General features: G+C 61.6%; 19 protein-coding genes. 1 reads left to right on the forward strand and 18 read right to left on the reverse strand.

Annotation, left to right across the window (positions count from 1 at the left end; translation table 11 throughout):
• Positions 1 to 15: 15 nt before the first annotated feature.
• The 3 genes from BDD18_RS12920 to BDD18_RS12930 are packed head-to-tail and all read right to left on the reverse strand — an operon-like array spanning position 16 to position 3,141.
• Entirely contained in the window at positions 16 to 1,338 is a 1,323-nt protein-coding gene (locus tag BDD18_RS12920; protein WP_142083613.1) for an exopolysaccharide biosynthesis polyprenyl glycosylphosphotransferase, read from the reverse strand.
• The gene (locus BDD18_RS12925) at positions 1,335 to 2,465 is read right to left on the reverse strand and encodes a glycosyltransferase (protein ID WP_142083615.1); all 1,131 of its coding nucleotides are present in this window, start codon (positions 2,463 to 2,465) and stop codon (positions 1,335 to 1,337) included. The genes BDD18_RS12920 and BDD18_RS12925 overlap by 4 nt, the downstream gene beginning before the upstream one ends.
• A 40-nt stretch (positions 2,466 to 2,505) precedes the next feature.
• A complete protein-coding gene (locus tag BDD18_RS12930) occupies positions 2,506 to 3,141 on the reverse strand; it encodes an LON peptidase substrate-binding domain-containing protein (protein WP_142083617.1) in 636 nt (211 codons plus the stop codon).
• Positions 3,142 to 3,333: 192 nt separating this feature from the next.
• On the opposite strand from BDD18_RS12930, the gene BDD18_RS12935 reads away from it, so the two are divergent.
• Positions 3,334 to 3,897 carry a YggT family protein gene (locus BDD18_RS12935; RefSeq protein ID WP_142083618.1) on the forward strand — a complete coding sequence of 188 codons (564 nt, stop codon included), beginning with the start codon at positions 3,334 to 3,336 and terminating at the stop codon, positions 3,895 to 3,897.
• Between the two features lie 219 nt (positions 3,898 to 4,116).
• Here BDD18_RS12935 and accD read toward each other — a convergent pair whose 3' ends face one another.
• The 15 genes from accD to BDD18_RS13010 form a co-directional block, all read right to left on the reverse strand.
• Complete coding sequence (accD, locus tag BDD18_RS12940; protein WP_044397915.1) at positions 4,117 to 4,989, reverse strand: acetyl-CoA carboxylase, carboxyltransferase subunit beta; 873 nt, start codon at positions 4,987 to 4,989, stop codon at positions 4,117 to 4,119.
• Positions 4,990 to 5,160: 171 nt separating this feature from the next.
• Entirely contained in the window at positions 5,161 to 5,985 is an 825-nt protein-coding gene (trpA, locus tag BDD18_RS12945; RefSeq protein WP_142083620.1) for a tryptophan synthase subunit alpha, read from the reverse strand.
• Positions 5,982 to 7,265, reverse strand: a complete 1,284-nt coding sequence (gene trpB, locus BDD18_RS12950; protein WP_142083622.1) for a tryptophan synthase subunit beta — start codon at positions 7,263 to 7,265, stop codon at positions 5,982 to 5,984. The genes trpA and trpB overlap by 4 nt, the downstream gene beginning before the upstream one ends.
• Complete coding sequence (locus BDD18_RS12955; RefSeq protein WP_142084089.1) at positions 7,243 to 7,971, reverse strand: phosphoribosylanthranilate isomerase; 729 nt, start codon at positions 7,969 to 7,971, stop codon at positions 7,243 to 7,245. The genes trpB and BDD18_RS12955 overlap by 23 nt, the downstream gene beginning before the upstream one ends.
• Before the next feature lie 68 nt (positions 7,972 to 8,039).
• Entirely contained in the window at positions 8,040 to 8,858 is an 819-nt protein-coding gene (gene truA, locus BDD18_RS12960) for a tRNA pseudouridine(38-40) synthase TruA (RefSeq protein ID WP_142084091.1), read from the reverse strand.
• A gap of 56 nt (positions 8,859 to 8,914) precedes the next feature.
• Positions 8,915 to 11,461, reverse strand: a complete 2,547-nt coding sequence (locus BDD18_RS12965; RefSeq protein ID WP_244939083.1) for a motility hub landmark protein FimV — start codon at positions 11,459 to 11,461, stop codon at positions 8,915 to 8,917.
• 287 nt (positions 11,462 to 11,748) lie between these two features.
• Entirely contained in the window at positions 11,749 to 12,879 is a 1,131-nt protein-coding gene (gene asd, locus BDD18_RS12970; RefSeq protein ID WP_142083625.1) for an aspartate-semialdehyde dehydrogenase, read from the reverse strand.
• Between the two features lie 314 nt (positions 12,880 to 13,193).
• Positions 13,194 to 14,264 carry a 3-isopropylmalate dehydrogenase gene (gene leuB, locus BDD18_RS12975; protein WP_142083627.1) on the reverse strand — a complete coding sequence of 357 codons (1,071 nt, stop codon included), beginning with the start codon at positions 14,262 to 14,264 and terminating at the stop codon, positions 13,194 to 13,196.
• A gap of 69 nt (positions 14,265 to 14,333) precedes the next feature.
• Positions 14,334 to 15,149, reverse strand: a complete 816-nt coding sequence (locus tag BDD18_RS12980; RefSeq protein ID WP_142083629.1) for a PDZ domain-containing protein — start codon at positions 15,147 to 15,149, stop codon at positions 14,334 to 14,336.
• A 70-nt stretch (positions 15,150 to 15,219) separates the two neighbouring features.
• Positions 15,220 to 15,696 carry a hypothetical protein gene (locus tag BDD18_RS12985; protein WP_142083631.1) on the reverse strand — a complete coding sequence of 159 codons (477 nt, stop codon included), beginning with the start codon at positions 15,694 to 15,696 and terminating at the stop codon, positions 15,220 to 15,222.
• 266 nt (positions 15,697 to 15,962) lie between these two features.
• Positions 15,963 to 16,613 carry a 3-isopropylmalate dehydratase small subunit gene (gene leuD, locus BDD18_RS12990; RefSeq protein ID WP_142083633.1) on the reverse strand — a complete coding sequence of 217 codons (651 nt, stop codon included), beginning with the start codon at positions 16,611 to 16,613 and terminating at the stop codon, positions 15,963 to 15,965.
• A gap of 12 nt (positions 16,614 to 16,625) precedes the next feature.
• Positions 16,626 to 16,751, reverse strand: coding sequence for an entericidin A/B family lipoprotein (locus BDD18_RS12995; RefSeq protein WP_044397931.1), 126 nt, complete (start codon positions 16,749 to 16,751; stop codon positions 16,626 to 16,628).
• Between the two features lie 21 nt (positions 16,752 to 16,772).
• Positions 16,773 to 18,194, reverse strand: coding sequence for a 3-isopropylmalate dehydratase large subunit (gene leuC / locus BDD18_RS13000; protein ID WP_142083634.1), 1,422 nt, complete (start codon positions 18,192 to 18,194; stop codon positions 16,773 to 16,775).
• A 32-nt stretch (positions 18,195 to 18,226) separates the two neighbouring features.
• A complete protein-coding gene (locus BDD18_RS13005; protein ID WP_044397933.1) occupies positions 18,227 to 19,201 on the reverse strand; it encodes a LysR family transcriptional regulator in 975 nt (324 codons plus the stop codon).
• 254 nt (positions 19,202 to 19,455) lie between these two features.
• A complete protein-coding gene (locus BDD18_RS13010) occupies positions 19,456 to 20,820 on the reverse strand; it encodes an MBL fold metallo-hydrolase RNA specificity domain-containing protein (RefSeq protein WP_142083636.1) in 1,365 nt (454 codons plus the stop codon).
• Between the last annotated feature and the right edge of the window lie 164 nt (positions 20,821 to 20,984).

Below are 20,984 nucleotides of genomic sequence, written 5' to 3' on the forward strand. Positions count from 1 at the left end.
GGAAGGGCGAGTGCGTCACCGTGCACCAAATCCCGTGAACAAGATACGTGCGGTCTTGTAGGCGATCAGCAGATCCAACGCCAGCGAATAGTGGGCCACGTAGTACAGGTCGTAGCTCAGTTTCACTGCAGTCTGCTCCTCACCTTCCGCGTAACCCTGCTGCACCTGTGCCCAACCCGTCAGGCCTGGGCGCACCAGATGACGGTAAGGGTAGGCGGGAATCCGATGGGCGAACACCCGAACAAACTCGGCCTGTTCCGGTCGGGGGCCGATCAGGCTCATGTCGCCCTTGAGCACATTCCAGAGTTGAGGCAGTTCGTCCAGGCGGGTTCTGCGGATGATTTTGCCCACGGAAGTCACCCGGTCATCGTTGGGTTGGGCAAATCGCGCAGTGGTGGCTTCTTCGTGCCGCATGCTGCGCAGTTTCCAGATACGGAACTCGCGGCCGTTGCGACCGATGCGAATTTGGGAAAACAGCATCGGCCCTGGCGTGTTCAGCTTCACGGCCAGGCCAGCTGCCAGACACAGCGGAAGCCACAGGGGCAACGCAGCCAGCGTCAAGCCAATGTCGGTCAGGCGCTTGACGGTGTCGTATGCCGGATTGCCGTCCAGCGCCCATAAGTCCTGGGCTTGCAGGTTGGACAACATTTTTCGGCCGCTGATCAGTTCTGCCACGGCTTCCACGCTGTAGAGCCTCACATGCTGCAGGCGCAAGTCGCTGATCAAGCGTTCGCGAACCGCGTCGGTGGGCGCTTGCGGGTCGATCACCACGCCAGCCAGGGCAGATGTGTCATCCGTGACTTGGGGGGCTGCATCCGATGCGGCTGGAATGGCCAAGGGCCGCAGCTGGATGTCTTGCTGGCTGAATTCCGAGGCATCCCCCAGCAGTTCTTTCAGCCGCATGGGTACAGAGGAATCCAGATAGGCGAGTGACAACGCATAGCGCCCTCGCTCTCGCCAGTGCCCCAAAGTAAACCAGGCGGCAGACAGCAGGTAGACCAGCAGCACAGCGCCGCGCGAATAGGGTTGCTGCAGCAGTGCAAACCCCAGCGGGGCCGCCAGGTACGGTGCCGCCGTGGCCACCAGAAGAAAGCGCCGTTCTTCGAACTGGGGCAGGTACGCTCCGTTGTAGAGCCAGTAGGAGGTGATGGCGTAAGGCACGCTGCACCACAAGACCGTCTGAGGGAACTGGTACGTTGCCCACTGGTATTGCTCCAGCACCCATCCGATGGCGTAGCTCAACAGCAGCACCAAGATGCCTTTCAAGGCCCAGCCCAGCACGGCACCTTGGCGGTGTGCTGTGGAAGAGTCGAGGGGGCTGTGAGAGTGGCTCTTCATGGATGGCTTGGAGAAGGGGAGAGGGCGCTTTGGTAGGTTGCCATCACCTCCATGCCCATGCGTTTTGCGGTGTAGTGCTGCTCATAGCGTTGTCTTGCTGCGCGGCCAAGGCTGGTGCGTAGCGCGGGCGACTCTACCAGTTGTCGCAACGCCAGCGCCAATGCAGTTGCGTCATTGGGAACCAGGCGGGCTTGGGTGGCGTCGGGCAACAACTCGTGCATCCCGGGCAGGTCGCTGGCCACAATCGCCAGCCCGCCGCGCATCGCCTCGATCACGGAAATGGGTAAGCCTTCGTGGTCCGAGGTCAGCACAAAAATGCTGTGCTTCATCAGCTGTGCAGAAATATCGTCCACATCTCCGGCGAACACAACGGATTGCAGTCCCAGCTGCCTGGCCATGGCCTGGTGGCTGGCAAGTTGAGGGCCTCCGCCAAAAAACGTGGCTGGCACCTCACACCCCAAATCATCACGCAAATGTGCGAGTGCTTGCAGTAGCAGGTCTGGGCGCTTTGGTGGGGCCATGCGTGCCACCATGGCGATGCGGGGTGGGGCGGCCGCCAGCTCGGTGGCGAGGTGCGTGGATGCGGGCACCTCTTCAATACCGTTGTGAACGACCACCACCCGCCCGGATGGAAGTGGCAGTGCGCGTGCCAGCCTGCGCTCGTGTTCTGACACACACACCATGCGCCGTGTCAGGGGGGCGAGCAGCCATTCGACGGCAAAAGCGGCCACGCGCCGCTTCCAGGGGTTTCCTGCCTTGAACGCAAATCCGTGCACGGTGTAAATCACCGGCTTGCAGGTTCGCGCTCCCGCCAGTCGTGCCGCCACACCCGCCATCGCGCTGTGGGCGTGCACAAGGTCTGGAGACTGCTCTCGCACGATGTCTTGAAGGCGCCCTACGGCTTGCGCCAAGCCAGCGACGCCTGCAGCGTTGCCCAGTGAAGGAATGGAATGCACCCGAATGCCCGCAGCGTTCAGCGCGCACGCCAGAGGCGACTGCAGGCAGTCACCGCCGATGGCCACCTGCACCTCGATGCCTTGTCGGTCGCGCAATTCGCGGCACAGCGTCAGTACGTGGCTTTGGGCGCCTCCCACCTCTCCTTTGGTGATGACCTGAAGCACTTTCATGGCACCGGGGCTGCGGGCAAGGCCGTTGCCCTGCGGGCGGTCACTGTGCAATTCCCGTGCGCTCCAGTACATCGCCCACCAGCTCCAGCCGTACCAGCGGGTTGTCCAGTTCCATCAGCCGCTGTTTCAACTCCATGGGCACGGGCAGCAGTTCACACCAGCGGTTGGCCACCCAGCCACAGTCGTCCAGTTGTTCCGGCGTGGGCAACTTGGCTGCTGGGTTCAGCGCATCGCGCGCATGCAGGGTGTGCAAGACCTGGGTCAGGGCCGTGGCGGTTTTCTTCAGGTCTTCAGGGATGGGGATGGACAAATCCCTGTCCAGTTGCGACACGCTGGCAATCCACAGGCCATGAACCAGGTGGTTGCGCTGGGTGATCCGAAACCGCTCAGTGCCTTTGCACACCAGGGTGATCAATCCAGGCTGGGGGCTTGCGAGTTGCTCGATGACCGCCAGCGTACCCACGTCGTGAAACTGCTCATCCGGCGCCCCAGCCCGGCGCACTTCGCTGCCCTGTGTCAGCGACACCACGCCGAACGGGGCGCCTGTTTGATGGCATTTGCGCACCATGTCGAGGTAACGCACCTCAAACACGCGCAAGGCCAGCACCCCGTCGGGGAAAAGCACCGACGCCAGGGGAAACAAGGGCAGGGATGAAAGGGTCAGGGTCTGGGTCATGGGCCTGGGTGGAACGCCTGGTCAAGATCTGCCGGGCTTGGCTGGATTGCTGGCCCTGGGCTGCCCAGCGGTCAGAATGGGGTGGGGCCCATGGCCCAATCCCCCAGGCGGTCTGGCGCTGAATCTTGGGCCGCTATCATCCCACGGCGCAGCCGGTTTTCCGCCGGGGCACCCCTTCATTTGTGGATTTCCATGTTGTATCAAATCGCTACTTTGCTGCTCGATGTCATTGGTGGGCTGTTGACCGGTGCTTGCCTGTTGCGCCTGTACATGCAGTGGCAGCGTGTGCCTTTTTCCAACCCGGTGGGGGCTCTGGTGTTTGCGTTGACCGACTGGTTCATCATGCCGCTGCGCCGGCTGATTCCGCCCACAGGCCAGTGGGACATCTCCAGCCTGGTGGGGGGCTTGCTGGTGCAGCAGGTGCAATATGGCCTGCTGTGGCTCATTGCGGGCGGCGCCATCTCGGGCGCAGTGGTGCCGTTGCTGGCAACCTTCGGTCTGGTGCGGGTCGCGATTTCGGGCTTGATTGGCCTGCTGATCGTTCACGCGATCCTGTCCTGGGTGCAGACGCGCTCTCCCATGTCGGATGTGATGGGGCGGCTGTGCGCGCCGCTGCTCAGGCCTGTGCAGCGGGTCGTCCCACTGGTGGGCGGTTTGGACCTGTCACCCCTGGTGTTGCTGGTGCTGCTGCAGATCGCCATGATCGTGCTGGGCCACTTGCAAGCTGCGGTGTTGACGGGGGCTTTGCAGGGCTGAGGCTGGGCAGGGGCCACGCTGCCCTGCTGCTTCAACCCGTGTGTGGCCATCGGTTGCTGGGTCGCAAAGGCGCTTGGTTGACGTTTTGCGACTCATTTTCTTGAATATCAATAAAAATAGCTGCTAGCGCTTACTGGATAAGCGCTAGCAGCTATTGATTTGATAGCGTTTGCGGTAGGGCGATCACTCAAAATCGCCCCGCACCGCAGTAGCGTGGGCTTACACCACCGCGTCGGCTGGCAGGCGCTGCAGCATGGCCAAGCTGCTGGCCACGGTGCTGCGCAGTTCACGGCGGTCACAGATGAAGTCCACAGCACCCTTGGTCTGCAGGAATTCAGCACGCTGGAAGCCCTCGGGCAGTGTCACGCGCACGGTGGATTCGATCACGCGGGGGCCCGCAAAGCCGATGAGGGCTTTGGGCTCGGCAATCACGATGTCGCCCACGAAGGCAAAGCCAGCGCTCACGCCGCCCATGGTCGGGTCGGTCAGCACGCTGATGTAGGGCAGCCCCTTCTTGGCAAGGCGGGTCAGCGCTGCGTTGGTCTTGGCCATCTGCATGAGCGACAGCAGGCCTTCTTGCATACGGGCACCGCCGGTGGCGGTGAAGCAGATGAAGGGCACCTTTTGTTCGATGGCAGTTTCGACGCCGCGCACAAAGCGCTCGCCCACCACAGAGCCCATCGAGCCGCCCATGAAGTCGAACTCAAAGCACGCAGCGACCACATTGATGCTCTTGACCGCACCACCCATGACGATGAGGGCATCGGTTTCGCCCGTGTTCTCCAGGGCTTCTTTCAGGCGCTCGGGGTACTTGCGGCTGTCCTTGAACTTGAGGGCGTCCACCGGCAGCACTTCCTGGCCGATTTCATAGCGGCCTTCAGCGTCCAGAAATGCGTCCAGCCGTGCGCGGGCGCCAATGCGATGGTGGTGGCTGCACTTGGGGCAGACGTTCTGGTTTTGCTCCAGGTCGGCCTTGTAGAGCACGGTTTCGCAGCTCGGGCACTTGATCCACAGCCCTTCTGGCACCTGGCGGCGCTCGGTGGGGTCGGTTTGCTGGATCTTGGAGGGCAGGAGTTTTTCGAGCCAGGACATGGTTTCCTCTGTATGAATGAGCCTGTGGCGGCGCGCCCTTAACGCTAGCGCTGCCCATCAATCAGGGCTCCCGCGCAAGGGCCGCCCCGCCGCGCTGGGAGCGTCCCCCTTCCTGTGCGCAGCACAAGGAGAAGGGGGAAGCGGCAAAGCCGCTCAGGGGGATGCCCTCTATTATGCGTCGAGCGCCTTGCGCACGCCGCGCAGGAAATCCATGGTCATGGGGACGACCTTGGCGTGTTCCTGGTCTTCAATCAGCTGGATGATGCGGCTGCCGATCACTACGGCATCAGCCACCTTGCCAATGGCCTGGGCGGTGGCTGCGTCGCGGATGCCGAAGCCCACGCCCACCGGAATATGAACGTGCTGGCGAATGCGGGGCAGCATCTGTTCGACAGCCGCTGTGTCCAGCGCACCCGAACCTGTGACACCTTTAAGCGACACGTAGTACACGTAGCCGCTGGCCACGCGTGCCACCTGGGCCATGCGTTCGGAGGTAGAAGTGGGGGCCAGCAAAAAGATCAGATCCATGCCGTGGGCGCGCAGGTCGGCGGCAAAGGCCTCGCATTCCTCGGGCGGGTAGTCCACGATGAGCACGCCATCCACACCGGCTGCGGCGGCGTCTCGCACAAAGGCGCTGCCGGTCGTGCCCGGCGTACCGTGCTTCTGGTCGTAGCGTTCCACGGGGTTGGCGTAGCCCATCAGTACCACAGGGGTGGTGTTGTTGCGCTTGCGGAATTCGCGCACCTGGTCCAGCACCTGCACCATGCCAACGCCCAGGCTCAGAGCCTTCTCGCCCGCCTTCTGGATCACTGGGCCATCGGCCATGGGGTCTGAAAAAGGCACACCCAGTTCGATCACGTCAGCGCCCGCTTCCACCATGCCGTGCATGAGGGCGGGCGTGATGTCGGCGAACGGAAAGCCTGCGGTCACATAGGGAATCAGCGCCTTGCGGCCTTGGGCCTTGAGGGCGGAGAACGTTGCTTCGATGCGGCTCATTTGACCACCTTGACGGGTTGCTCGCCGCCCTTGACGGACTGCCCCTGGCAGCTGGGGCGGCAGTAGAAATCGGCACCACTGAGGTCGGCCACGGTGCCAATATCTTTGTCACCGCGCCCGGAGAGATTGACCAGGATGGATTGGTCAGGGCGCATGGTCTTGGCCAGTTTCATGGCGTAGGCCACGGCATGGCTCGATTCAAGGGCGGGAATGATGCCCTCGGTACGGCACAGGTAGTGGAAGGCGTCCAGCGCCTCTTTGTCGGTGATGCCCACGTATTCGGCACGGCCGATCTCTTGCAGCCAGGCGTGCTCGGGCCCCACGCCAGGGTAATCCAGGCCCGCGCTGATGCTGTGGGTTTCGGTGATCTGGCCGTTGTCATCCTGCAGGATGAAGGTGCGGTTGCCGTGCAGCACGCCGGCGCTGCCTTTTTGCAGCGATGCGGAGTGGCGGCCAGAGTCCAACCCCTCGCCCGCAGCCTCCACACCAATCAGACGGGTTTTCTCGAACGGAATGTAGGGGTGGAAAATGCCCATGGCATTGCTGCCGCCACCCACGCAGGCGATCACGGCGTCGGGCTGCTGGCCCAGCACTTTCTGTTCGGCCAGCATGGCTGGCATCTGCTCAATGCATTCCTTGCCAATCACGCTCTGGAAGTCGCGCACCATCATCGGGTGCGGGTGTGGGCCCGCCACGGTGCCGATGATGTAGAAGGTGTTGTCCACATTGGCCACCCAGTCGCGCATGGCGTCGTTCAGGGCATCCTTCAGGGTCTTGCTGCCAGATTCGACGGGCACCACGGTGGCACCCAGCAGCTTCATGCGGTACACGTTGGGGCTCTGGCGCTTCACGTCCTCGGCGCCCATGTACACCACACATTCCAGGCCGTAGCGGGCGCAGATGGTGGCCGTGGCCACACCGTGCTGGCCTGCGCCGGTTTCGGCAATCACACGGGGCTTGCCCATGCGCTTGGCCAGCATGGCCTGGCCAATCACGTTGTTGATCTTGTGCGCGCCGGTGTGGTTCAGGTCTTCGCGCTTGAGGTAAATCTGCGCGCCACCCATTTCGCGGCTGGTGCGGGCCGCGTGGTAGATGGGCGAGGGGCGGCCCACGAAATGCTTGAGTTCGTACTGGAATTCCGCCAGGAACTCCGGGTCGTTCTGGTAGCGGGCATATGCCTCGCGCAGTTCCTGGATGGCGTGGGTCAGGGTTTCGCTGACGAAGCTGCCACCATAGGGGCCAAAGTGCCCGGAGGCGTCAGGTTGCTGATAAGAGCTCATGGGGATTCTTTGCAAGTTGGGCATCGGCCGCACGCACGGCGGCAACGAAGCGTTGGATTTTTTCGGCGTCTTTGATGCCCTTGATGGGTTTGCCATCAGGGCCATCGGCTTCAACGCCAGAACTGACATCAACCGCCAGCGAGAGGCCTCGCGGGCGGACTTGCAAAATGCCATCGGTCACGTTTGCAGGCGTGAGTCCACCAGACAAAACGAGGTGAGAGCTGACGCTTGGTGGAAGGAGTGACCAATTGAATGCCTTGCCGCCACCACCATAACCGTCGACATGGGCGTCGAGCAGGATGGCCTGGGCGTGTGAAAAATCCTGCGCGTATTTTACGAGGTCGAATCGTTCAGCCCCATCGCCTATGGGTATGCGTGCTGCCCGCAAAAATGGACGCAACCCGTGGCCTGTGGCCAGCAGGCAATCGGCCGGCGTTTCATCACCATGAAATTGCACAATAGCGCCCGCCACCATTGCGCAGGCAGCTGCAATATTGGTAGCACTTTCGTTCACGAACAGCAGCACCGGGGTAACGAATGGCGGGAGTCTGCGTGCCAATTGCGCAGCGCGCTCAGGGGTGACTGCTCGGGGGCTGGGCGCATACAGCACAAAACCCACAGCGTCGGCACCCGCCGCCACGGCGGCATCCACATCCTGTTCGCGGGTCAGGCCGCAGATTTTGATGCGCGTGCGTTCGCAGGTCATGGCACGGGGTTTTGTTGGGAAGCCATGCGGGTGGGGTGTGGAGGCGGTTTTAGCAGAGTGGTGGGTGGTCATGGCAGCCAGGCAAAGGGAGGGGTGCTTTCAGGAAGCTTCCACTCCGCATCGTAGACCGGGCCCAGAAAATACAGCCCGTCTGGGGAAAAGGTGGGTGCTGCCGCATCGCGCGACCGCGCATTGAGCACGCTCTGCATCCAGCTTACTGGCTGCTTGCCACTTCCGACGGCGATCAGGCAGCCCATGATGTTGCGGATCATGTGGTGCAAAAAGGCGTTGGCTTCGAACTCGAAACGCCAATAGCAGGGGCTCCATCCCAGCTCGGGGTGCGGCGCTGCGGCACGGCTGTCAGTGATCTCTATGCGTTTGATCGTTTTGACCGGCGTCTTGGCCTGGCAGGCAGATGCCCTGAACGATGTGAAATCGTGTTCACCGAGCAAGATGCTGGCGGCTTGCCGCATTGCATCGCCGTTGAGTGGCGTGTGTACCCAGCCCACGCGACCAGACTCGACACTGGGGCGCACGGGTGATTGCAGCAGCACGTAAGCGTAGCGCCTGGCCGTGGCACTGGCGCGCGCGTGAAAGCTGTCAGGCACCTGCTGCGCCCATTGCACCGCAATGTCGGGTGGCAAAAAGGCGTTGGTGCCCCGAACCCACGATGCATTGGGGCGGCGCAGGGGGGTGTCGAAGTGCACGACCTGCATCAGCCCATGCACCCCACTGTCGGTGCGGCCCGCACACAAGGTGCTCACTGCATGCGTAGCAAAGCGGCCCAGGGCCGCTTCGAGCTTGTCTTGAACAGTGTTGCCAGATAACTGGCTTTGCCAGCCGTTGTAGCCTTGCCCGTTGTAGCTGACGCCCAACGCCATCCTCACGGTGGCGTTGGAGGGGCAGGCGTTGGTCGGGCTCTCGGGTGTCAGCTCTGGCGGCATCAGCCCAGATCAGCCAGCAAGCGCTGGGCGCGGGTTTTGAGTGCGCCTGTCGCCTCTGCCACCACTTCCTCGATCAGGGTGCGGGCACCATCGGTGTCGCCGATCGCGTTGAACTCTTCCGCCAGCGCCAGTTTGGTCGCCAGAGGATCGTCATGAGCAGCAGCCTCGCCATCATCGTCATCGTCACCCATTGGTGCAGATGCCGTGGTGATTTCTTCGCTGACCGATGGTGTACTCGGCGTGAGCGTGCTGAGGGTGGAAGGCGCTGTCAGGTCGAGCGAGAGATCTCCCAGATCGAATTCCAGCGTGTTGTTGTCTGGGGTGTCAGACGACAAAGGCGCGAGGCCAGAGGGTGCAATGCTCAGATCATCTGCGGCGCCCAGTGGGTCGAGCGTCGGAGCGGCTTCAGCCATAGGGGGGCGGGCCGTTTCTGGCTCGTCATCCAGCGAAGGCGGTTCCATTTCTGGAGCCAGGCCAGAGGCCGCAGCCGCTGCGGCGAACCCACCGGCGGCGGGGGCATCCGTCAGGGCATCGTCTGGCAGGTCGAGATCCAGGTCCAGGTCGAGATCAGAAGGCAGTGCAGCAGCCGCAACGGCACCCATCGCGGCGGGCATCGTGCTCGCAAAGCCGCCGGCGGGGGCGGGCTGAGCGACTTCACCGCCGGGGCGTCCACCGGGTTGGTACAGGGCATTTTCCGGATCCAGGCCGCGGCCCAGTTCGGTGATGCGGGCCCAGTCGGGGCCCTCACCCTGGGTGAGCTTGAACACGTCGCCTGCCACTGCTTCCAGGGCCTTGCGGTCCTGGCGTTTGGCGTAAATTTCGCCCAGCTTGACGTGGACGGAAACCCGTGCGGGGTTGTGGCGAATCGCCTCTTTCAGAATCTCTTCCGCTTGCAGGTCGCGGCCATAGGCCAGGTAGACGTCGGCTTCTGCAACAGGGTCCACATCGCCGCCAGCATCCAGCTGGCTGGGCGAGTAGGCCATGGAAGAGCCGCCCGTGGTCATTTCGCTGTTGGCGGTGTCGATGCGTTGACCACCGCTGGCGCCGAAGAACGAGTCAGGCTGAATGCGGCTTTCCATGAAGGAACTGTCTACGCCGCCAGCGCCACGGCGGCGCTGCACGACACGGTAAGCGCCATAACCGATCAACAGAGCCAGCAGGCCGCCACCGGCCAATGGAATCATGGGGTCTTCCATCAGCCCATCAAGGAAGCTGGGCTCTTCGATGGGTGGTGGAGGGGGCGCGACCACCTTGGGTGCGGGCGCTGCTGGTGCAGATGCCTCGGCGGCAGGGGCAGACGCAGTGGCATCGGGGGCTGATGCAGCATCCGCAGGGGTGCTGGCCGCTTCGGCTGGCACCTCGGGTGTCGAAGCAGGTGCTTGCGGGGCTGTCGGGGTGGCGGGAACGCCGGGCACTTCTGCCTTGATCGCCGCAGGCGTACTGGCCGCTGGGGCGGTGGCTGGAGCCGCGCCTGCAGCAGAGGCCGCGCTGACCTTGTTCAGGTCGCTGATGTTCTTGGACAGCTCGGCCATACGGGCATTGGCCTCGCTGGCTTGCTTGTCTTTCGCCAACTGGTCTTCAGCAGCCTTTTGGCCCTTGAGCGAACCCTTCGAGAGGGTCAGCTTGTCTGGGGCAGCTGTTGCGGGCTTGCGGTCTTCCACCTGGGCCTGCACCTTGCCACTGGCCGAGCGCTCGGCCGAGGCCACTGTTGCGCTCGGTGCGGCATCAGCCAACTTGCGGCGGAAGGTGTTGAAGTCGCGGCTTTGGGCTGCCAGGATTTGGCGAGCCTCGGTGTTGGACACCGACTTGGCGGTGGCTTCATCCGGAATCTGCAGCACAGAGCCGGCACGCACACGGTTCACATTACCCTGGATGAATGCATCGGGGTTGGCGCGCATCATGGCCACCAGCATCTGGTCCAGAGACACATCTGCAGGGCGGTGGGCATTCGCAATGCGACCGGCCGTGTCGCCAGGCTTGACGGTCACGCCGTCGGCGGGGGCGGGGCGCGATGCTGCGGGTGCACGCACGGCGGGGGCGGCTGGAGTCGCTACACGCGCAGGGACGGGGCGTTGCTGTGCCGCGGCGGCTGGCACTGTGATCTGGGGCGCTGCTGTGGCTGTAGGTGCTGCACTGCGCAATGCCGGTGGGTCCAGCAGCAGGGTGTAGCTGCGAACAATCTTGCCTGTGCCCCAGGTGGTGTCCAGGACCAGATCGAGAAACGGGTCGTTGACCGGGCGGTCGCTGGTTACCCGCAGCACGGCGCTGCCATCCGCACGGCGTTGCAGCTGGATCTGCAGGGCGTTCATCAGCGGATTGAACTCCATGCCTTGGGATCGGAACACCTCGGGCGACGCCGCTGTGGCACGCAGGGTCTCAGCTTCCGCCGCAGTGATTTGGGGCACGTCGATCTCGGCGCGCAAAGGTTCACCCAGCGCCGATTGCACCGTGATTCGCCCCAAGGCCAAAGCAGACGCCTCGCCTGCGTGCAGGCCGACGCAAAGCACGGCAGCAGTCGCCAGAGCTGAAAATTTCCAACGATGCATGTTTGCCATCAACTGATTAGGTGGTGCGGCTCGGTCGAGCGGTGTTGTTTTTCTCATGTGCTGTTCCCGCCCCGGAGCGTGAAAATATGTAAAAAGCACCATAGCAGCAATGTTTTGCAGTGACAAGCTGAGGTGGCGTCGAAGCTTTGGTGGGCAACCATGGGCTCTCATTTGAGGCGTAAACCTGTTGCCATTCGACAACGTGGCGTAACTGGTTGTTTCTGCGCTCGAGAATGAAAAAAGCGCGCAAAACGTCGGTTTTGCGCGCTGGGTGCAGGCCTTTGAAATCAGGCGGACAACAAAATCCGCAGCATGCGGCGCAGGGGTTCCGCAGCGCCCCACAGCAATTGGTCGCCAATAGTGAAGGCACCCACATACTCGGGGCCCATGGCCAGCTTGCGGATGCGGCCTACAGGGATGGTCATGGTGCCGGTCACGGCCACGGGGGTCAGATCCTTGATGGTGGCCTCGCGTGTGTTGGGCACCACTTTCACCCACTCGTTGTCGGCCGCAATCATGGCTTCGATATCGGCCACGGGCACGTCCTTCTTGAGCTTGAAGGTCAGAGCCTGGCTGTGGCAGCGCATGGCGCCCACACGCACGCAAAAACCGTCCACCGGGATGGCGGCCGAGCCAAAGCCCTCGCCCATGCCGAGGATCTTGTTGGTTTCGGCCATGCCCTTCCACTCTTCCTTGGACTGGCCGTTGCCCAGGTCCTTGTCGATCCAGGGGATCAGCGAGCCGCCCAGGGGCACGCCAAAGTTGGCGGTTTCAGCGGCAGACAGGCTGCGCTGCTTGGCGATCACCTTGCGGTCGATTTCCAGGATGGCGCTCTTGGGGTCATCCAGCAGAGACTTCACTTCGGCATTCAACGTGCCGTATTGCGTGAGCAATTCGCGCATGTGCTGCGCGCCGCCGCCCGATGCTGCCTGGTAGGTTTGGGTGCTCATCCATTCGACCAGCCCCGCCTTGTAGAGTGCGCCCACGCCCATCAGCATGCAGCTCACGGTGCAGTTGCCGCCCACCCAGTTCTTGCCGCCGTTGGCCAGCGCGTTCTTGATGACGGGCATGTTGACGGGGTCGAGGATGATGACGGCGTCCTTTTCCATGCGCAGGGTCGATGCAGCGTCGATCCAGTGGCCGTTCCAGCCCGCTGCGCGCAGCTTGGGGAAGACTTGCGTGGTGTAGTCGCCGCCTTGAGCCGTGATGATGATGTCGCAGCGCTTCAAGGCGTCGATGTTGTACGCGTCTTGCAGGGTGGTTTCGTTCTTGGCTTGTGCGGGGGCCTTGCCGCCTGCGTTGGATGTGGAGAAGAACAATGGCTCGATCAGGTCGAAGTCTTTTTCTTCGATCATGCGGTCCATCAACACCGAGCCGACCATGCCGCGCCAGCCGACCAAACCTACCAACTTGCTCATTTCAACGCCCTTTCAGATTAAGAAACAGTGCCAGACCAGACTGTTTGCCCCGGCTCGTCTGGCCAGGGAGGGCGCACGACGGTACCGGAGCTGGATCAGCCCTTAATAATGGTCGTGGTTTTGGTGGTGATTGCGCGCACAGCCACGCCTGCCAGGGCGGCAGTAGCGGTGTTCAGGGTGAACGGGCGAGCGGCAAACATGCTGAGATTCTAGCCGATTGCGTGCATGGGCCAATGCGGGAATTGCATACACCGTTTTCCCCAACAAAAAGGGCGGCCACAGCCGCCCTTGGGGATGACGTTGCGAACCAGCGATCAGGCGAGCGCCTTCACCACGGCATCGCCCATCTGCGCGGTGCCCACCTTGGTGGTGCCTTCGCTGTAGATGTCGGGCGTGCGCAGGCCTTGGACTAGCACCTTTTGCACAGCGGCTTCGATGCGCTGGGCGGCGGCTTCCTGGTTCAGGCTGAAGCGCAACATCATCGCGGCGCTCAGGATGGTGGCCAGCGGGTTGGCCACGCCTTTGCCGGCGATGTCGGGCGCGCTGCCGTGGCTGGGTTCGTACAGGCCCTGGTTGCTGCTGTTCAGGCTGGCCGAGGGCAGCATGCCGATCGACCCGGTGAGCATGGAGGCTTCGTCGGAGAGGATGTCGCCGAACATGTTGCCGGTGACCACCACGTCAAACGCCTTGGGCGCCTTGACGAGCTGCATGGCGGCGTTGTCCACGTACATGTGCTGCAGTTCCACGTCGGGGTACTGCTGGCCCACCTCGGTGACCACGTCCTTCCAGAACTGGAAGGTCTCCAGCACGTTGGCCTTGTCCACGCTGGTGACCTTTTTGCTGCGCTTGCGCGCGGCCTGGAAGGCGACGTGGGCGATGCGCTCGATCTCGGGCTTGCTGTAGCGCATGGTGTCATACGCTTCCTCGGCGCCGGGGAAGTGGCCGTCGGTGGCCACGCGGCGGCCGCGTGGTTGGCCAAAATAGATGTCGCCCGTCAGCTCGCGGATGATGAGGATATCGAGGCCCGCAATCAGCTCGGGCTTGAGGCTCGACGCCCCCACGAGCTGCTCGTAGCAGATGGCGGGCCGGAAGTTGGCAAACAGCCCCATGTTCTTGCGCAGGCCCAGAATGGCTTGCTCGGGGCGCAGCGGGCGGTCCAGCTTGTCGTATTTCCAGTCGCCTACCGCGCCGAACAGCACGGCGTCGGCATCCATGGCGAGCTTCAGGGTGGATTCGGGCAGCGGGTGGCCATGGGCCTCGTAGGCGGCGCCGCCTACGAGGGCGGATTCCATCTCGAACGGGAGCTCCAGCGCTTCCAGAACCTTGACGGCTTCGGAGACGATTTCGGTGCCAATGCCGTCACCGGGTAAAACTGCGATTTTCATGATTGACTCATTTTGGTTTTGATTTTGATGACAGTGCGATTTTTATATTTATATTAATTGGATGGGAAATTATGGGTTGAGCTGGATGGGTAAATTTATGATGCGACCATTACGGAGCAGGCCGAGTAGGATGCGATTTCCTCGGCGTTCTGAAATAAGAGTGGATAGATTGTTGATGTTTGATATTGCGATGCCATCAAGAGATACGACAATGTCGCCGGAGAGGATGTCGCCATTAAATGCAGGTGATCCATCGACGACTAGGCGGACTGCAACACCTCTGTTTGTCTGCAATTCGTTGCGCTCTGCATCATTTAAATCTCTAAAATCGGCGCCAAGTAGAAATTTTTGTTTGACGAAATAACCTGCACTATAGTCGCTCTTATGCACTGTGATTGGAATGAAGCTGGTCGTTGTCCCATAGGTGGTGCTTGTACCGCTGCTATATGCGGTGACTGTGCCACTCTTTCCGTAGGCAGTGGCCGAACCTGTCGAATATGTCGTCGTACTCGTTGGCGTGCTGATTGGTATGATTGAAGACTCCGAACCTGTGTACTGAGGATTTAGAATAACTACGAGATCTGCGCCAACAGTCTTGCCTTGCTCAATGGCGGAATTTTCAGACTCCGATCTGCCGCTATTGAAGGAAGCGCTGCCAATGAGTCTGTATCCACGCTTCGCATATGCATCAATGAGAGCCTGCCCGTTGATTGGGGCTGCTCTCTCTACCAGTGGGGTGACCGGTGGCGGGGCTGCTCGCATTGATGCAATAGTCTCGGGCGTTGCACCATTCTCCGGCTTGTAAAATTGTTTATATCCATTTGCGCAACCGCCGAGTGCAATAACGATTGCTAGGCTGATGATAAATTTTTTCTTTAGGGGCATGCTCAGGATGTCCTTTGGTATTTATTGCAATGAATTTTTAATTGTTATTTGAAAGACGATCGAACTTTGTTCATCTGAAATAAACCCCTCGTCCGGCGCTTGTGAATGGGTCTTTCTTGTATCCGTTGGCTTGATGCAGTTCTCTGATCAAAATGATGGAATCATCTGATACTTGCTCTGCGTTTTCTAAAGTTGCGAATTTTTGCCATGCAGTTGAAGGGATTATCGACATGGGAAGCTGGGTCTCTAGCTGGGTGTCGATGATATCTGTTGTGGTTTTGCTGTGGGCCATGGAGTCCCGAAATTTAAAAAGATCAAGCAATGATTTATGTTGTTGTCTGTTTTGATCAAAGGGTATGTTGACTGCTTCTAAAAAAATTTTGTACTTCTCAAGTTTCGGGATTTTTCGTTCAATTTTTTCCCATTCTTTATTACGCAAACTACCTAAATGATTGAGGTATGCTTCGATCATGAATGCTGACAGCAAGAGAGAGGCGGTGCATGTGTAAATTCGCCCCTCTTCGCTAGCCTTTGCTAAGCTCAGCATATGACGAGATCCTATCCATAGGTAAACAAAAGTTTTTGTCTTTTGGCTTCCTCGGATATTTTGGTTAAGCATTTGGTATGTAGTGCGTTGAATTTGGAGGTATATGAGCAGCGTTCATTTGCATGCTTGGTGTTCGCCGTATTGCTCGTGAGTGCACCGTGTGATCACGACTACATGGTCGCTCAGCTTAAATTTTGATAGCTACTGGCGCATGCTTGATAAGCGCTAGAGGCCAATTTGACTAATATTTCTGGTGATGCGCCGTCTTACGACACCATGGTGTGCGCCAGCCACGGCTTGGTCGCCAGGCGCTGGGCTTCAAAGGCGCGGATTTTGTCAGACTGGCGCAGGGTCAGGCCGATGTCGTCAAAGCCGTTGAGCAGGCAGTACTTGCGGAAGGCCTGCACCTCGAACGGGATCTCTTCGCCCTGCGGTCTAACAATCACCTGGCGTTCCAGGTCGATGGTGAGCTGGTAGCCGGGGAAGGCCAGCACTTCGTCAAACAGCTGGGCCACGGTGGCTTCGGGCAACTGGATTGGCAGCAGGCCGTTCTTGAAGCAGTTGTTGAAGAAGATGTCGGCAAAGCTGGGCGCGATGATGGCGCGAAAGCCGTACTGGTCCAGCGCCCAGGGCGCGTGCTCGCGGCTGGAGCCGCAGCCGAAGTTCTTGCGGGCCAGCAGGATGCTGGCGCCCTGGTAGCGTGGCTGGTTCAGCACGAAGTCGGGGTTGGGCTTGCGCTGGCTCTCGGGGATGCCGGGCTCACCCTTGTCCAGATAGCGCCACTCGTCAAACAGGTTGGGGCCAAAGCCCGTTTTCTTGATCGACTTGAGGAACTGCTTGGGGATGATGGCGTCGGTGTCGACGTTCTCGCGGTCCATGGGGGCGACGAGGCCCTTGAGCAAGGTGAATTTCTGCATGGTGGCCTTGTGTTACTTGGCGGCGCGCTCAATGGCGTTGCCTGCGCGTTCAATGTCTTGGCCCACACCCTTGACGGTGTTGCAGCCCGCCAGCACAAAGGCCAGCGCAAGGGTGATGAAGGCGACAGTCTTGTTCATGGTGTGCTCCTTGGTTGAGGGTCAGGCGAATTGACGGATGTCCACAAAGTGGCCATGAACGGCAGCCGCTGCGGCCATGGCGGGGCTCACGAGGTGGGTGCGGCCGCCGTTGCCCTGGCGTCCTTCAAAGTTGCGGTTGCTGGTGGATGCGCAGCGCTCGCCGGGCTCCAGGCGGTCGGCGTTCATGGCCAGGCACATGCTGCAGCCGGGTTCGCGCCATTCAAAGCCTGCGGCCTTGAAGATCTGGTCCAGGCCTTCGCGCTCGGCCTGCTCTTTGACGAGGCCCGAGCCTGGTACCACCATCGCCAGCTTCACATTGCTGGCCACCTTGCGGCCCAGGCTTTTCACCACGGCAGCGGCTTCGCGCATGTCTTCGATGCGGCTGTTGGTGCAAGAGCCGATGAACACCTTGTCGATGGTGATGTCGTTGATCGGCCTGCCAGGCTGCAGGCCCATGTACGTCAAGGCGCGCTCAATGGCGCCGCGCTTGGTGGCGTCCTTTTCCTTGTCAGGGTCGGGCACGCGGGCGTCCACGCCCAGCACCATCTCGGGGCTGGTGCCCCAGGTGACTTGCGGCACGATTTCAGAGGCGTCGAGCTTGACCACGGCGTCAAACTTCGCGTCGGCGTCAGAGTGCAGCGTCTTCCAGTACGCCACGGCCTGATCCCATTCCACGCCGGTGGGCGACAGGGGGCGGCCCTTCACGTATTCAATGGTCTTGTCATCCACCGCCACCAGGCCTGCGCGGGCACCGGCTTCGATGGCCATGTTGCACACGGTCATGCGGCCTTCCATGCTCATGGCGCGGAAGACAGAGCCTGCAAATTCAATGGTGTAGCCCGTGCCGCCAGCGGTGCCGATCTTGCCGATGATGGCCAGCACCACGTCCTTGGGCGTGACGCCTTTGGCCAGCGTGCCATCGACCTGCACCAGCATGTTCTTGGCCTTCTTGGCCAGCAGGGTTTGCGTGGCCATCACGTGCTCGACTTCCGAAGTGCCAATGCCGTGGGCCAGTGCGCCAAACGCACCGTGCGTGCTGGTGTGGCTGTCGCCGCACACCACCGTCATGCCGGGCAGGGTGGCGCCGTTTTCAGGGCCAATCACGTGCACGATGCCTTGGCGCTTGTGCATGAAGGGGAAGAACGCGGCGGGCGTGATCTGCGCCATGTTCTTGTCCAGCGTGGTGATCTGCTCTTTGCTGATGGGATCGGTGATGCCGTCGTAGCCCTTTTCCCAGCCGGTGGTGGGCGTGTTGTGGTCGGCGGTGGCCACGATGGAGCTGGTGCGCCACACCTTGCGGCCGGCTTCGCGCAGTCCTTCAAAGGCTTGCGGGCTGGTCACCTCGTGCACCAGATGCCGGTCGATGTAGAGGATGGACGTGCCATCTTCTTCGGTGTGGACAACGTGCTCGTCCCAGATCTTGTCGTAGAGGGTGCGTCCCATAGCGTGGTCTTCTTTCAGGTGGGTCAATGATTCTAGTGTTGCGGTGCCAATTCCGGGGTGGCCACGGTGGCTGGTGTCGGGGCTTGGCGCGGTGCTGTCAAGTGTTCTACCAGCAGGCGCGATGTCACGGGCAGAGCGTCAAAGTCGCGTGCCACCACGCGCAGTTCGCGGCGGGCCCAGGCGTCGGTCAGGGGCACGGCCGTGAGGCGGCCCACGCTGCGCATCAGCGCAAAGGCGCGGTCGGGCAGCAGCCCTACGCCCAGGCCGTTGTCAATCATGCGGCACATGGCATCGAGCCCCGTGACCTGGATGCGCTGGCGCAAGGGGCGGCCAGCGGCAGCGGCTGCTGCGCGCATCGCCAGGCTGATGCTGCTGTTGGCATGCAGGCCCACGATGTCCCAGTCCAGAACTGCTTCAAAATCAATAGCGTCCAGCGCTGCCAGCTCGTGCCCTGCGGGCACTACAAGCATCAAGCGATCAGATCGGTAAGGGCGGCTGGGCAGCTCTTGCGTGCCGCCACTGCCCATGCCCACGTTGCAAATCCCCAGGTCAGCGGCGCCTTCCTGCACGGCGTGCAGCACGGCCGTGCTCAGGTGTTCCTGCAGGTCGATCTTGATCTGGCTGTGCTGGCGCGCAAACGCGCCCAGGTCTTCGGGCAGAAACTGGAAGATGGCCGAGATGTTGGCGTGCACCCGCACATGGCCCCGCACGCCTTCGGCGTATTCGCTCAATTCGCCCTGCATGCGCTCCAGCCCGAAAAGCACGGTGCGCGCATGGTGCAGCAGGCTTTCGCCCGCGGGGGTGAGGGTGACCCCGCGGCTGTGGCGGTAGAGCAGGGCGGTGTCTACCGCGGCTTCCAGATCGGACAGGCGCTTGCTCACGGCCGATGCGGCGATGAATTCTCGCTCCGCCGCGCGGCCAATGCTGCCCAGCTCACACACCGCCACAAACAGTTGCAGCGAGGTGAGGTCAATTCGGCGCGCAAAGTTGCGCTCTGAGCTTTTCATGGCGGGCGTTGAAAGGGCTTGCCTTCTTGTTCGGAGAAGGCTTTCTATTTTCTACCCAATTTTCACCGAAAGCCATCGCCAAACGCGATGACTTGCATCGTTGTCGGGTTTTGACTGGGACGCCACGGCCAGAGGCAAATTTCTAGTGAAATATGCCACCAAGCCGCACTGGATAAGCGCCAGGCGCTCTCTTTTTTGAAAATTTAGGCAGTTGGGTGCGATGTTGCCGCACCCAACGCAGGCCAAGCCCCAGCCTACAGCTCGACGGTGCAGCCGTGCTCGGGCACTTGGGCTTGCCAGTGCAGCTCGTGCGAGATGCGTTGTCGCAACTGGTCTGATGCACTCATTTCGCCATGCACGACAAACACCCGGTCGGGTGCGTGCTCCATGCTGCGCAGCCAGGCGATGAGCTGGTGGCTGTCTGCATGGGCGGAAGCGGAGTTGAGCTTCACCACTTCCGCCCTCACGGCAACGTCTTGCCCGTGAATACGTATGGATCGCTCACCGTCGGCAAGGCGTGCGCCACGGGTTCCGGGGGCCTGGTGGCCTGTCAGGATGATCATGTTGCGGTGGTCGCCAGAGTGCAGCGCCAGGTGGTGCAGCACACGGCCGCCCGTGGCCATGCCGCTGGCTGCCAGGATGACCATGGGGCCATGCAAGCGCGCCAAGCCTTTGGATTGTTCTGGGGTTTGCACCATCGTCGCGCCATGCTCCAGTGCGTTCACTTCCCGGGCATTGAGGCGGTGTTCGCCCAGGTGGTGCTGGTACAGCCCCGTGGTGCTGACGGCCATGGGACTGTCGAGAAACACCTTGAGTGAGGCTGGAATTACGCCCTGCGCTTTAAGTAAGCCGATGGCATGCAGCACTACCTGTGCGCGCCCCACGGCAAACACCGGCACCACAGCCACGCCCCCGCGTGCAGCCAGACGCGCCAGCGCGGGGCCGAGTTCGCTCAACAAGTCTTCGGCCGGGTGTTCCCGGTCGCCGTAGGTGGATTCCACCAGCACCGTGTCGGCCTTGGGTGGCGCGTCGGGCGGGTTCATCAGCATGTCATCGGGCCGCCCCAGGTCGCCCGAGAACAGAATGCGGCGCCCACCCACTTCCAGCAACACACTGGCCGCGCCCAGGATGTGCCCGGCGTTCGAAAACGTGGCGTACCAGCCGGGCAGGGGCTCAAAGCGCTGGTGCAGGCCGTGGGGCTTGAATTGCTTGAGGCAGTGCAGGGCATCCAGCCGGGTGTACAGCGGCAGCGCAGGGCTGTGGCTGCTGAATTTGTGGCGGTTCAGGAACGCCGCGTCTTCTTCTTGCAGGTGGCCGCTGTCGGGCAGCAGGATGGCGCACAGGTCGCGAGTGCCCCGCGTGGCATGGATGTCGCGGTGGTAGCCGTCGCGGGCGAGCAGGGGCAGGTAGCCGCTGTGGTCCAGGTGGGCGTGGGTGAGAACCACCGAGTCGATCTCGTGGGGCGACAAGGGCAGTGGCTGCCAGTTGCGCAGGCGCAGTTGCTTGTAGCCCTGGAACAGCCCGCAATCCATCAGCATGCTTTTGCCGTTGTGGCGCACCAGGTACTTCGACCCGGTCACGGTGCCGGATCCGCCCAGAAAGGTGATGCTCACGCTCATGTGTGTTTCTCCCGTTGCTGCAAGCCTCCATGGTATGCGCTGTGTCGATGGCTCTCAGCGGGGCCGGTTACTCAGTCCTTGGGGAGTCTTGATGGTCATCAACGATGAGACTTGGGATTGGCGGTTCGTTCTTGGGGGCGATGCATGAAAAAAGCGACCCGGCG

It is taken from the genome of Acidovorax temperans, assembly GCF_006716905.1.
GTDB lineage: Bacteria > Pseudomonadota > Gammaproteobacteria > Burkholderiales > Burkholderiaceae_C > Acidovorax > Acidovorax temperans.

Excerpts from the sequence above, each read along its gene's own strand:
- BDD18_RS12920 (WP_142083613.1), bottom strand. The coding sequence starts at position 1,338 with ATGAAGAGCCACTCTCACAGCCCCCTCGACTCTTCCACAGCACACCGC.
- BDD18_RS12925 (WP_142083615.1), bottom strand. The coding sequence starts at position 2,465 with ATGAAAGTGCTTCAGGTCATCACCAAAGGAGAGGTGGGAGGCGCCCAA.
- BDD18_RS12930 (WP_142083617.1), bottom strand. The coding sequence starts at position 3,141 with ATGACCCAGACCCTGACCCTTTCATCCCTGCCCTTGTTTCCCCTGGCG.
- BDD18_RS12935 (WP_142083618.1), top strand. The coding sequence starts at position 3,334 with ATGTTGTATCAAATCGCTACTTTGCTGCTCGATGTCATTGGTGGGCTG.
- accD (WP_044397915.1), bottom strand. The coding sequence starts at position 4,989 with ATGTCCTGGCTCGAAAAACTCCTGCCCTCCAAGATCCAGCAAACCGAC.
- trpA (WP_142083620.1), bottom strand. The coding sequence starts at position 5,985 with ATGAGCCGCATCGAAGCAACGTTCTCCGCCCTCAAGGCCCAAGGCCGC.
- trpB (WP_142083622.1), bottom strand. The coding sequence starts at position 7,265 with ATGAGCTCTTATCAGCAACCTGACGCCTCCGGGCACTTTGGCCCCTAT.
- BDD18_RS12955 (WP_142084089.1), bottom strand. The coding sequence starts at position 7,971 with ATGACCTGCGAACGCACGCGCATCAAAATCTGCGGCCTGACCCGCGAA.
- BDD18_RS12965 (WP_244939083.1), bottom strand. The coding sequence starts at position 11,461 with ATGCATCGTTGGAAATTTTCAGCTCTGGCGACTGCTGCCGTGCTTTGC.
- asd (WP_142083625.1), bottom strand. The coding sequence starts at position 12,879 with ATGAGCAAGTTGGTAGGTTTGGTCGGCTGGCGCGGCATGGTCGGCTCG.
- leuB (WP_142083627.1), bottom strand. The coding sequence starts at position 14,264 with ATGAAAATCGCAGTTTTACCCGGTGACGGCATTGGCACCGAAATCGTC.
- BDD18_RS12980 (WP_142083629.1), bottom strand. The coding sequence starts at position 15,149 with ATGCCCCTAAAGAAAAAATTTATCATCAGCCTAGCAATCGTTATTGCA.
- BDD18_RS12985 (WP_142083631.1), bottom strand. The coding sequence starts at position 15,696 with ATGCTGAGCTTAGCAAAGGCTAGCGAAGAGGGGCGAATTTACACATGC.
- leuD (WP_142083633.1), bottom strand. The coding sequence starts at position 16,613 with ATGCAGAAATTCACCTTGCTCAAGGGCCTCGTCGCCCCCATGGACCGC.
- BDD18_RS12995 (WP_044397931.1), bottom strand. The coding sequence starts at position 16,751 with ATGAACAAGACTGTCGCCTTCATCACCCTTGCGCTGGCCTTTGTGCTG.
- leuC (WP_142083634.1), bottom strand. The coding sequence starts at position 18,194 with ATGGGACGCACCCTCTACGACAAGATCTGGGACGAGCACGTTGTCCAC.
- BDD18_RS13005 (WP_044397933.1), bottom strand. The coding sequence starts at position 19,201 with ATGAAAAGCTCAGAGCGCAACTTTGCGCGCCGAATTGACCTCACCTCG.
- BDD18_RS13010 (WP_142083636.1), bottom strand. The coding sequence starts at position 20,820 with ATGAGCGTGAGCATCACCTTTCTGGGCGGATCCGGCACCGTGACCGGG.